The sequence below is a fragment of the Comamonas sp. Y33R10-2 genome (assembly GCF_019355935.1).
In the GTDB taxonomy this organism is placed as follows: Bacteria; Pseudomonadota; Gammaproteobacteria; order Burkholderiales; family Burkholderiaceae_C; genus Comamonas.
This window is the reverse complement of sequence record NZ_CP079925.1, coordinates 3,410,447-3,422,691: the sequence shown is the minus strand read 5'-3', so window position 1 is coordinate 3,422,691 and position 12,245 is coordinate 3,410,447. Positions and strand designations below refer to the sequence as shown.

The following is a 12,245-nucleotide window of genomic DNA, read 5'->3' as shown; positions in this document are numbered from 1 at the left end:
TTTGGATACCCATACCAAGACGCAAAAAAGCCGTGGCTCACCACGGCTTTTCTTTTGCTCGTGCAGGCTATTAATAGCCGCCCAGCACCATGGTGGCGATCACACCCGTGGCAATGCCGATCAGCAAATAATCACTGCCGTTCTGTACCCATTGATAGCCACGCGGAGGCGCCGAGAGACGGTGGCCGCGCCAGTCGTTAACGACATAGTGGTGCGAGCGATACTGAGGCGGTACGCGATAACCCCGCTGCCAGTTGTGATCTGGGCCTGCACCACGCATACGGCGATCATCGCGGCGGTCAAAACGGTTATCAGCCCCGCGGTTATCACCCCGGCGGTCGTCAAAGCGGCGATCGTCATGGCGATGATTGTCGTGATGGCGGCCACGATCATCGTGACGGCCACCATGACGCATATCACCCGGACCATGACCGGGAGGTGGGCCTGGCTGAGCTTGAACAGCCAGACTACCGAAACCCAGGCAGGCAGCAACGCAAGCAGAAAGAATGCGAGAGGTCAGGCGAAACATAGGTTTCCTTTCTGAAGCAAGGCACTCATCCAATTACGAGGCCATGTGCGCATCTTCACCCAATCGCACTCCATTGCAAGTACGGCAATAAGTTATTTACCGTTTTTTGCCTATGCTTTACAACGCCAATACGGCTGCAACTGCAATTATCACAAGCACTTTTAGCTATGTTTTAAAGAGCGTCGCAATATGACTTTTCAACGCACTAAACGATACGTCCCACAAACATCACGGCAAAAAATGCAAGGCCTGCAATGACCGTCCACTTGAACAGCAAAAAGCTCATGCGCTTGTACCACTGCTTACCGGTGCCAAGGTAAAACGCAAAGCTCACGGCGCTGGCCAAGATCAGCAGTGTGGCCAGCCAGCGAAAAATCAGCATGGGCGCTTTCTTACCAAGCTTGGGTCGGCATGCCAAAGCCCTGAGGGGCCTGACGCTCGCTATCAAAGGTCACGATTTCCCAAGCATCCGGCTGCTCCAAAATGGCCCGCAGCAGCTTGTTATTGAGCCCGTGGCCCGAGCGAAAAGCGCTGTACGCGCCCAAAATCGGCTTGCCAATCAGATACAGGTCGCCAATAGCATCCAAAATTTTATGCTTGGCAAACTCATCGTCATAACGCAGGCCACCACTGTTGAGGACCTTGTAGTCGTCCATGACGATGGCGTTATCCAAGCCACCACCTAACGCTAAGCCGTTGTTGCGCAGCATCTCCACATCTTTGGTAAAGCCAAAGGTACGGGCACGAGCGATATCGCGGGTGTAGTTATCCAGCCCCATATCGAACTCAACGCACTGCCCGGTGGAGTCCACCGCAGGGTGAGAGAAATCGATCTCAAAGCGCAGCTTAAAGCCGTGGTAGGGATCAAAGCGCGCCCACTTCAGGTTGGGGCCTTCACCTTCACGCACCTCAACGGGGGTCTTGATGCGGATAAAACGCTTAGGCGCTTTTTGCAACTCCACCCCAGCGCTTTGCAGCAAGAAGACGAAGGACGAAGACGAGCCATCCAGAATGGGCACTTCTTCAGCCGTGATATCCACATAGATATTGTCGATACCCAGGCCAGCAATCGCCGACATCAGATGCTCAACGGTGTGCACCTTGGCGCCGCCTGTTCCAATGGTGGAAGCCATGCGTGTATCGGTAACAGACTCTGCTGAAATCGGAATTTCCACAGGCTCAGGCAAATCCACCCGACGAAACACGATGCCGGTATCAGGCTGCGCTGGGCGCAGTGTCAACTCGACACGTTGGCCGCTGTGCATGCCCACGCCTACGGCCCGGGAGATAGTCTTGATGGTGCGTTGCTGAAGCATCTGTCTATTTTAAATGCGACAAACCCTAAGATGGTGCATACCAGCTTAGGGTTGTCTTAATCGCTGCGATACAGCGAATTGATGAGCCTTGAGCCCTTAACGAAGCAAAGGCCTTTGCTACTAACCGCTGCCTGCTTTGAACAAGCAGGCGCCAAGTCAGGGAAGCCGAGCAAGGGCCGCCCCGCAGCGATGGCTTCGTCCCCCTCCCGCAAAGCGAGAGAGGAGGAAGGCGCAAAGCGCCTCAGGGGGTGCTAGCCTTAGTCAGCTTGCTTGCGCAGGAACGCAGGGATTTCCACATCATCCATACCGCCAGACGCCAGTGCGCTCACGCGCTCCGAAGCTTGGGTACGGTTGGTGCGCCAGACGCTAGGCACATTGGTGTTGGCCGTGCCGTAGTCCAGACCACCGATAGGAGGCAGACCCACTGCGACGTTGTCCGTACCAGTGCGCAGACCGCCCTGCACCACCTGAATGTTCTGGCGACGCACGTTAGGGCGCGACAGGCCGGTAGCTACCACAGTCACGCGGATTTCGTCACCCAGTGAGTCGTCGTAGGCAGCACCGTAAATCACATGTGCATCAGGCGAAGCGTAGGCATTGATGGTGGACATGGCCAGACGCGACTCGGACAGCTTCAAGCTACCCTTGGCCGCAGTCACCAGCACCAGCACACCCTTGGCGCCAGACAGATCGATACCTTCGAGCAGTGGGCAAGCCACGGCTTGTTCAGCAGCGATACGGGCTCGGTCAGGGCCTGCGGCCTTGGCCGTACCCATCATGGCCTTGCCTGGCTCGCCCATCACGGTGCGCACGTCTTCAAAGTCGACGTTCACATGGCCGTACTCGTTGATGATTTCGGCAATACCGCCCACGGCGTTCTTCAGAACATCGTTGGCATGGGCAAAAGCCTCATCTTGGGAGATATCGTCACCCAGCACGTCGAGCAGCTTTTCGTTGAGCACGACGATCAACGAGTCCACATTCGCTTCCAACTCGGCCAGGCCGGAGTCAGCGTTTTGCATGCGGCGCCCGCCTTCCCAATCGAAAGGCTTGGTCACCACGCCCACCGTCAGAATGCCCATTTCCTTGGCCACTCGTGCGATCACAGGCGATGCACCGGTACCCGTACCACCGCCCATACCGGCTGTAATGAAGAGCATGTGTGCACCTTCAATTGCAGCGCGGATGTCTTCCACAGCCAGCTCCGCAGCCTCGCGACCCTTGTCTGGCTTACTGCCAGCGCCCAAGCCGCTACCACCCAAATGAATCGTGCGATGTGCGCGGCTGCGCAGCAGGGCTTGAGCATCCGTATTGGCCGTGATGAATTGAACGCCTTGCACGTTACGTTCAATCATGTGGTCAACGGCGTTGCCGCCGCCGCCACCGACGCCGATCACTTTGATCTGCGTACCTTGGTTGAATTCTTCTGTTTCAATCATGTCAATCGGCATAGTGGTGCTCCTGTTCTTGAGTGGTGGTCTGTCGCTGCTGTGGAAAAGAAATCATCGAAATCAGAGGTCGTCGAGGCCTTCGCCTTCGCAACCCTAAAAAATCCATTAACGGGGGGCCTGTGATGAACATGCGATAGGTGCTCATATCAGAAGTTCCCCACAATAAAGTCCTTGAACCGGCCAAAAGCAGTCTTCATCGATCCGCTTTGCTGAGCCACTTTGTAGCCACGTATACGTGCCAGGCGCGCTTCATCAAGCAGGCCCATCACGGTGGCGGCGCGGGGCTGGGCGACCATGTCGGCCAGCGCACCCGAATACTTGGGAAGACCGCGGCGTACGGGCTTGAGGAAGATGTCCTCGCCCAGCTCAATCATTCCGGGCATGACGGAGCTGCCGCCCGTGAGCACGATGCCCGAGGACAGCACTTCTTCGTAGCCCGACTCGCGGATGACTTGCTGCACCAGCGAGAAAATTTCTTCAACGCGCGGCTCGATCACGCCGGCCAGCGCCTGCTTGCTAATCATGCGGGGGCTGCGATCACCCAAGCCCGGCACTTCAACCTGCGCATCAGGATCCGCCAGAAGTTGCTTGGCGTAGCCGCTCTCAACCTTAATGTCTTCAGCATCCTTGGTTGGCGTGCGCAGCGCCATGGCGATGTCGCTGGTAATCAAATCACCCGCAATCGGAATCACCGCCGTGTGGCGAATCGCGCCACCAGTGAAAATAGCGACATCCGTCGCGCCTGCGCCGATATCGACCACCGCCACGCCCAGCTCACGCTCGTCATCGGTCAGCACGGCGTGTGCGGATGCCAGTGGGTTAAGCAGCAACTGCTCGACTTCCAGGCCGCAGCGGCGCACGCACTTGATGATGTTCTCAGCCGCGCTTTGCGCGCCCGTGACGATATGAATCTTGGCTTCAAGGCGAATGCCGCTCATGCCGATGGGCTCGCGCACCTCATGGCCGTCAATGACAAACTCTTGCGCCTCCACCAGCAAAAGGCGCTGGTCGGACGAAATATTGATGGCCTTGGCGGTTTCCATCACACGGGCCATGTCGGTCGAGGTGACTTCCTTGTCCTTGATTGCCACCATGCCGCTGGAGTTAAGGCCCCGGATGTGGCTGCCCGTGATGCCTGTGCACACGCGCTGAATCTTGCAATCAGCCATCAACTCAGCCTCTTTCAAAGCCTGCTGAATACTCTGCACCGTGGCATCAATATTGACCACCACGCCGCGCTTTAAGCCATTGCTGGGGGCCACACCAAGGCCTGCCAGTTTCAGCTCGCCATTAGGCAAGACCTCGGCCACCACCGCCATGACTTTGGCGGTGCCGATGTCCAGACCAACGATTACATCCTTGTATTCTCTTGCCATATCAGCGTCCGCCCTCGGTAAGTTCCGTCTTATCTTTATGTGCGCCTTGCATATTTGCTTTCCTGCTGCGGTTCATCGTCTGGGGCTGGCGAGTGCCGGCGCGGAGGATCCAGTAGTTACGCCTTTGAGTCGCAAGGCATATCCGTCTTCGTAGCGCAAATCAGCGGATGCAAGATCCGCAACCGAGCGCTGGTATTGAGAGCTAATTTTGGGCAACGTGCGCACCAAGCGCTGCACGCGTAGCAGTACGTCTTCTGTCGTGCCGCCGCCTAGTTCAAGCTGGGCATCGTTATCTAGCACCGCATCCCAGCTGCCGCGGGCATTGAGCGTCAAACTATCTAGCTCAACATTGAGTGGTTTCAGAGCCGGCGCGAGCGCGTGGTACATCTGCAGAACTCGTGGTGCAGATCCATCAGGCCCCTGCAGGCGAGGCAGACCTTCGCGATCCAACTCGCCCAAGTTGGCTTCAAACACTTCACCCGATTTATTGAGCAGACCGCTGCCGGTCTCAGGGCCCCAGAAGGCCTCTGCCACATGCTCCTTGAGAGAGACGCGCAAGCCGTTGGGGTATTCGCGGCGCACACGCGCCTCCTGAATCCAGGGCGCTTGCTCGAAAGCATGTTGAGCGGCTTTCAAATCCACGGTGAAGAAATTGCCTTTGAGCACGGGCGCCACATTAGCCCGCAGCGTCAGCGCCGTGTTGTGCACCAACTCGCCATCCACCACGATGCGGCCAATATTGAAGGCCGGAGTTCGCATCAGCCACCACCCCACGGTCATCACGAGCGCCGCCAAGCACCCCATGAACATAACCGTAGCGGTGATGTTCATCAGCTTGACGTCGAACGGAACGACAGATGTGGGATGGTTGCGACTCATGCTTGCTCCGCATCTCCATCCAGTGCGCTCATGGCCAAAATGCCAAGGCACAGGTTTTCATAGCTCACACCAGAAGCACGCGCAGCCATGGGGACCAGAGAATGCCCGGTCATGCCCGGCGAGGTATTGATCTCCAGCAAGAAAGGCTTGCGATCACTGCCGCGAATCATGATGTCGGCACGCGCCCAGCCACGGCAGCCCAGCGTGCGGAAGGCTTTTTCCACAATGCGCTGAATCGCGGCTTCTTCATCGGCAGGCAGACCGCTTGGGCAGTGATATTGCGTGGTATCGGTGAAGTACTTGTTCTGGTAGTCGTAGTTGCCCTCGGGCGCCACGATGCGAATCACGGGTAGCGCGCCCGCCTTGGCACCGGTACCCAGCACGGGGCAAGTGGTTTCATCACCGGTGATGAACTCCTCGCACAGCACTTCTGCGTCGTACTGCGCTGCCAGCGCATAGGCCTTAGCGCATTCGTCGGCATTCATCACCTTGGTCAGGCCGATGCTGGAGCCGTCACGTGCAGGCTTGACGATCATGGGTGCGCCCAGCGCTTCAAACGCAGCGCGGGTTTCATCGGCCGAAGCCACCATGCGCCAGTCAGGTGTGGGCAGACCTTCAAAGCGCCAGATGCGCTTGGTCATGACCTTGTCCATAGCGATGCTAGAAGCCATCACACCCGAGCCGGTGTAAGGAATGCCCAGCAGCTCCAGCGCACCCTGCACCGTGCCATCTTCACCAAAACGGCCATGCAGCGCGATAAAGCAGCGGTCAAAGCCTTGCACTTTGAGCTGATCCAAAGCCTGCTCGGCATGATCAAACGAATGGGCATCCACGCCATGCGACTGCAAAGCAGCCAGCACGCCAGCGCCAGACATCAGCGAGACTTCGCGTTCGGACGAGCGCCCACCCATCAGCACGGCGACTTTGCCCAATGCCTTCACATCAATATTTGTGCCAAATGTGCTCATACCGCACTCCCTGCAATGACATTTAGCTCTTGTTTTTGTAGCATCTCAACCAGCTTTGCTGGCACAGCTCCGATAGAGCCGGCGCCCATGCACAGCAATACATCACCGCCTTGCGCGTTGGCCGAAATGGCCGCCGGCATATCGGCGATGTCTTCCACAAACACAGGATCAATCTTGCCCGCCACGCGCAAAGCACGGGCCAAAGAACGGCCATCAGCCGCCACAATCGGCGACTCGCCAGCGGCATATACCTCAGCCAGCAGCACGGAGTCTGCGCTGCCGATGACCTTCACAAAGTCTTCAAAGCAGTCGCGTGTGCGGCTATAGCGGTGGGGCTGAAAGGACAGCACCAAGCGCTGGCCGGGGAAGGCTCCGCGCGCAGCAGCCAGCGTGGCCGCCATCTCAACCGGGTGATGACCGTAGTCATCAATCACGGTGAACACGCCGCCATTGCTGGCTGGCAGATCGCCATAGCGCTGAAAGCGGCGGCCCACTCCCTTGAAGTTCTCCAATGCGCGCTGCAGCGCTTCATCCGATATTTCAAGCTCCATGGCGACCACCACGGCAGACAGGGCGTTGAGCACGTTGTGCTCTCCGGGCAGGCTCAACACCAAATCCAGATCGGGATAGGTTTGATCGCCCAAGCTGCGCTTGACCGTAAAGCACATGCGGCCAGACTCAGCGCGCACGTTGACTGCACGCACCTGCGCGTCTTCGGCAAAGCCGTAAGTCGTCACCGGGCGGGCCAGCTTGGGCAAAATTTCGCGCACCGCGGGGCTATCCAAGCAAAGGATGGCGCGACCGTAGAACGGCATGCGGTGCAGAAAATCGACAAACGCCTGCTTCAGACGGCCAAAGTCGTGGCCGTAGGTTTCCATGTGGTCGGCATCAATATTGGTGACGACGGCCATCACAGGCAGCAGGTTCAGAAAGGAGGCATCGGACTCATCAGCCTCGACCACGATGTAGTCGCCCTGTCCCAGCTTGGCATTGGCACCCGCGCTATTGAGCTTGCCACCGATGACAAACGTGGGATCCAGACCGGCTTCGGCCAGCACGCTGGTCACCAAGCTGGTGGTCGTGGTCTTGCCGTGCGCGCCCGCAATGGCGATGCCTTGCTTAAAGCGCATCAGCTCCGCCAGCATCAGTGCGCGAGGCACGACAGGAATTTTTTTCTCGCGGGCGGTCACGACTTCGGGGTTGTCGCTTTGCACCGCAGTCGAGGTGACCACGGCATCAGCGCCCGAAACATTCTCGGCGGCATGACCCACATAGGTCTTAATGCCGAGGTCCGACAGTCGGCGCAGCGTGGCGCTATCCGACAGGTCGGAGCCCGAAATAACGTAACCCAGGTTATGCAGAACCTCTGCAATACCGCTCATGCCGGATCCGCCAATACCGACAAAGTGAATGTGATGAATGGCGTGTTTCATACGGCCAGTTCCTCACAAGCGGCAACCACCTTTTCGGTGGCATCAATCTTTTGCATTTTCTTCGCGAGTTCAGCGCGCTCCAACAGCGTAGCGCGCTGCATATTTTGTAGCATTTCAGCCAACCCGTGGGCGCTTAAAGTACTTTGTGGCATCAACCAACCAGCTCCGGCATCCACCAAAAAGCGGGCGTTGCTGGTCTGGTGGTCGTCCACCGCTGCCGGGAAGGGCACATAGACCGCTGCGGCGCCCACGGCAGCGATCTCGGTCACGGTGCTAGCACCGGCACGGCAGACGATGACATCGGCTTCAGCAAAGGCTTTCGCCGTGTCATCAATAAAAGGGGTCAGCTCGGCCTGTACACCAGCAGCCTGATAGTTGGCACGCAGTGCATCGATCTGCGCCGCACCGCTTTGGTGTGTGACTTGAGGGCGTTGATCCTCAGCAATTAAGGCTAGCGCTTGAGGAACAATTTCGTTGAGCGCCTTCGCACCCAAGCTACCGCCTACGACCAAAAGCTTAAGCGTGCCAGTGCGGCCCGCAAAGCGCTGGGCCGGTGCAGCTTGTTCCAAAAACGGCTGACGCAGTGGGTTGCCCACCCATTCACCCTTGGCAAACACCCGAGGGAAAGCGGTGAACACGCGCTTAGCGACCTTGGCCACCACCTTGTTGGCCATGCCGGCCACAGAGTTTTGCTCATGCAGCACCACGGGCACACCAGACATGGCGGCCATCAAACCACCGGGCACGGTGAGGTAGCCGCCCAAACCAATGACGACATCGGGCTGCACGCGCTTGATCACAGCACGTGCCTGAGAGAAAGCCTTGAGTAACTTGAGCGGCAGTTGCAGCAGGGTCTTGATGCCCTTGCCACGCACACCACCGAACTCAATGAGCTCCAGCGCAAAGCCTTGCGGCGGCACGATGCGTGACTCCATCGAGCCGGGGGCGCCCAGCCAATGCACCACCCAGCCGCGCGCGCGCAACTCTTGCGCCACAGCCAGACCGGGGAAGATATGACCACCCGTGCCACCCGCCATGACGAGCGCAACACGTTGTTTGTTTTTAGAGGTCGTTTTTGAGACGGGGAGACTCATGCGTGACCTCCCTTCATCAGCAACTTGTTTTCGTAATCGACTCTGAGCACCACAGCTATCGCAATCAAATTCATCAAAATGGCCGAACCACCAAAGCTCATTAACGGAAGAGTCAGACCTTTGGTTGGCAGAGCACCCAAATTCACACCCATGTTGATAAAGGCCTGAAAGCCCATCCAGATCGCCACGCCTTCAGCCACCAGCCCGGAAAACACTCGGTCTAGCGCAATGGCCTGACGACCAATCAACATGATTCGGCGAGTCAGCCAAAAGAAGACGGCCGCAATCACCAGCAAACCAATCAGGCCCAACTCTTCACCAATCACGGCCAACAAAAAGTCGGTATGCGCCTCGGGTAGCCAGTGCAGCTTTTCTACACTGCGGCCTAACCCCACGCCAAAGATCTCGCCCCGGCCAATAGCAATCAACGCGTGAGAGAGCTGGTAGCCCTTGCCCAGCGCGTGCTTTTCATCCCATGGATCCAGATACGCAAAGATGCGTTCGCGGCGCCATTCTGAGGTGGCAATGATCAGCGCAAAGGCCCCCACCACCAGCAGCGCGATGATGAAGAACATGCGCGCATTCACACCGCCCAAGAACAAAATGCCCATGGAGATCACCACGATTACCATGAAAGCGCCCATATCCGGCTCGGCCAGCAGCAGCACGCCCACCACGACCACAGCTAATCCCATGGGCAGCACGGCGCGGAAGAACCGCTCTTTGACTTCCATCTTGCGCACCATGTAGTCGGCGGCATAGATCAGGATGGCGAACTTGGCCAGCTCTGAAGGCTGAAAGTTCATGATGCCCAGCGACAACCAGCGCCGCGCCCCATTGACCACCACGCCCACATGCGGAATCAACACCGCCACGAGCAAGATGATGGAGACGACAAACAGCTTGCGCGCTACCTTCTCCCACACCTTCATGGGAACCTGAAAGGCCAGCAGTGCCCCCACAAACGCCATGCCGATCGACATGGTGTGGCGCACCAAGAAGTGATAGGGCTGAATCTTGCCAAAACGCGGGTTATCCGGCATCGCAATGGATGCCGAATAAACCATGACCAAACTCCAGGACAACAAGGCGATGACAACCCAGATCAATGCCAGATCAAGCCCCAGCACGCTAGCCGGCGTGCGGGTGGGGCGGTCGTACAGCGGCCCACCCACGCGCACAGGCAGTACGTCGATGGGCTTGTCCTCAGCGCTGCGAAACCACGAGCGCATGCGGCCTGAGAGGCTGGTCAGGAAGGTGGCAGTCATGCACCTTCCTCCAGTTGCTGGCCTGTTTCCAAGGCCAGCTCACGCACGGCTTCCACAAACTGGTGGGCTCGGTCCGCGTAGTCTTTGAACATGTCCATGCTTGCACAGGCAGGCGAGAGCAGCACCGCATCGTTGGCGTGGGCCAGACGGGCTGCATGCTCCACAGCGTCCTGCATGGTGCTTGCATCCACTAACGTCACACCGCAGTCGGTAAGTGCTTCACGGATGAGAGGCGCATCTTGGCCGATCAGCACGGCAGCGCGCACATAGCGCGAGACGGGAGCTGCCAGCGGTGCAAAATCCTGCCCCTTACCCAGACCGCCCAGAATCACCACGATGCGGTGATCGGGGCCAAGACCCATGAGAGCGGCCACGGTGGCGCCCACATTCGTGCCCTTGCTGTCGTCAAAGTATTCAACATCGCTCACGCGGCCGATGGGCTGCACGCGGTGCGGTTCGCCGCGATATTCGCGCAGACCAAAGAGCAGCGGAGCCAGATTGCAGCCCGCGCCCGTTGCCAGCGCCAGTGCTGACAAGGCATTGATAGCGTTGTGACGACCGCGAATACGCAGGGCATCCGCAGGCATCAGACGGGCAATATGCAGGTCATCGGCGTGCTTGCCCTTGCTGGTTTCGTCAGCCTCATGGGCGCGCACCAGCCACGTCATACCGTTAACGGTTTCCAGACCAAAGTCGCCGGGGCGGCGTGGCATGTCGCCACCAAAGGTGACATAGGCGCGCTGAAAAGTCTTGCCGCGCTTACCGGGCACAGGCACGGCTGCGGGCAGCATGGCCATGACCACAGGGTCTTCGCGGTTCAGCACCATCAGGCCCTGCTCGCCAAAGACATGAGCCTTGGCATCTGCATAGGCCTGCATGCCGCCATGCCAGTCCAGATGGTCTTGCGTGATGTTGAGTACCGTTGCGGCCGTGGGCGCAAAGCCATTGCCACCCACGTTCAAATCGTCGAGCTGGAAGCTGGACAGCTCCAGCACCCAAGCATCAGGCAGCTCATTCGCATCAATGCGCTGCGACAGCGTATCCATCAATGTCGGACCAATATTGCCAGCGACACCGACTTTAAGACCGGCATGTTCGAGCAACTGGCCCGTCAAAGAGGTGACTGTCGTCTTGCCATTGGTACCTGTAATGCCCAGCACTTTGGGGGCATAGCCGTGAGAGTCACGCAGCCCTCTGAGGGCGAAGGCGAACAAGTCCAGCTCACCGCCCGTGGGCAGGCCAATGCTGCGTGAGGCATTAAAAACCGCAGCAACGTCTGCAGGGCTCAGGCCGGGTGAGCGGTACACAGAACTCAGACTTTGACCATCGACCAGCGCCGCAGAAAATTCGCCTGCGACAAAGCGCACACTGGGCAATTCGGACTGCAAAGCCGGTAAGAAGGGAGGCGCCTCACGTGTATCGGCCACCGTGACATCGGCACCGGCGCGCACGCACCAGCGTGCCATGGCGATGCCCGAGATGCCCAGACCCAGAATCAGCACGCGCTGGCCCTGCAGATGCTGGGCTGCGCCTTGCGGCCACAGTGCAGGCACGGGCGGCAGCTCCACCACTTCAACTTCAGCCACTTCAAGCTGCTCTTGAGCTTGCGTGACTTCACCATCTGCCGCATCGGAGATGCTAGGGTCGGCAAAGATTTGCGCCACAAAAGCGGCTGCATCTTTAGCGGCTGTCAGCGTTGAGATATCAGGGATTGGCTCAGCTTCCAGAGCCGCCACAGGAGCCTCAGAAATAGGAGAGGCCACTAGGCCTGCTTCAATTTCAGTAGCAACTACTGCCTGAACTTCATTACTTTCAACAGCAATGAACTCTGAAGACGTCTGCGCATCAGCACAAGACGCTTGCATTTGCATAGCATCTTCGGCCTGCTGCTGCGGCGACTGAGGGTTGAGCTTGAGGTCTTCGTCTTGCAT

11 protein-coding genes are annotated in these 12,245 nt (G+C 58.3%); all 11 read right to left on the bottom strand.

The window, feature by feature from the left end:
- Positions 1-70 precede the first annotated feature (70 nt).
- Positions 71-529: an RcnB family protein gene (locus tag KUF54_RS15420; protein ID WP_219343641.1), complete on the bottom strand. Its 459-nt coding sequence runs from the start codon at positions 527-529 to the stop codon at positions 71-73.
- Positions 530-734: 205 nt separating this feature from the next.
- Complete coding sequence (locus KUF54_RS15415) at positions 735-911, bottom strand: hypothetical protein (protein ID WP_219343640.1); 177 nt, start codon at positions 909-911, stop codon at positions 735-737.
- 10 nt (positions 912-921) lie between these two features.
- Entirely contained in the window at positions 922-1,845 is a 924-nt protein-coding gene (gene lpxC / locus KUF54_RS15410; protein ID WP_219343639.1) for a UDP-3-O-acyl-N-acetylglucosamine deacetylase, read from the bottom strand.
- A gap of 257 nt (positions 1,846-2,102) precedes the next feature.
- On the bottom strand, positions 2,103-3,296 hold the full coding sequence (gene ftsZ / locus KUF54_RS15405) for a cell division protein FtsZ (RefSeq protein ID WP_219343638.1): 1,194 nt from the start codon (positions 3,294-3,296) through the stop codon (positions 2,103-2,105).
- Between the two features lie 146 nt (positions 3,297-3,442).
- Positions 3,443-4,672 (bottom strand): cell division protein FtsA, encoded by a 1,230-nt coding sequence (gene ftsA, locus KUF54_RS15400; protein ID WP_219343637.1) that lies wholly within the window; start codon positions 4,670-4,672, stop codon positions 3,443-3,445.
- A gap of 72 nt (positions 4,673-4,744) precedes the next feature.
- On the bottom strand, positions 4,745-5,551 hold the full coding sequence (locus KUF54_RS15395) for a cell division protein FtsQ/DivIB (protein ID WP_219343636.1): 807 nt from the start codon (positions 5,549-5,551) through the stop codon (positions 4,745-4,747).
- Positions 5,548-6,519 (bottom strand): D-alanine--D-alanine ligase, encoded by a 972-nt coding sequence (locus KUF54_RS15390; RefSeq protein WP_219343635.1) that lies wholly within the window; start codon positions 6,517-6,519, stop codon positions 5,548-5,550. The genes KUF54_RS15395 and KUF54_RS15390 overlap by 4 nt, the downstream gene beginning before the upstream one ends.
- The gene (gene murC / locus KUF54_RS15385) at positions 6,516-7,952 is read right to left on the bottom strand and encodes a UDP-N-acetylmuramate--L-alanine ligase (RefSeq protein WP_219343634.1); all 1,437 of its coding nucleotides are present in this window, start codon (positions 7,950-7,952) and stop codon (positions 6,516-6,518) included. Before murC ends, KUF54_RS15390 begins: the two co-directional genes overlap by 4 nt.
- Positions 7,949-9,046: an undecaprenyldiphospho-muramoylpentapeptide beta-N-acetylglucosaminyltransferase gene (gene murG / locus KUF54_RS15380; RefSeq protein ID WP_219343633.1), complete on the bottom strand. Its 1,098-nt coding sequence runs from the start codon at positions 9,044-9,046 to the stop codon at positions 7,949-7,951. The genes murC and murG overlap by 4 nt, the downstream gene beginning before the upstream one ends.
- Positions 9,043-10,314, bottom strand: coding sequence for a putative lipid II flippase FtsW (gene ftsW, locus KUF54_RS15375; protein ID WP_219343632.1), 1,272 nt, complete (start codon positions 10,312-10,314; stop codon positions 9,043-9,045). Before ftsW ends, murG begins: the two co-directional genes overlap by 4 nt.
- Positions 10,311-12,245, bottom strand: coding sequence for a UDP-N-acetylmuramoyl-L-alanine--D-glutamate ligase (murD, locus tag KUF54_RS15370; protein ID WP_219343631.1), 1,935 nt, complete (start codon positions 12,243-12,245; stop codon positions 10,311-10,313). The genes ftsW and murD overlap by 4 nt, the downstream gene beginning before the upstream one ends.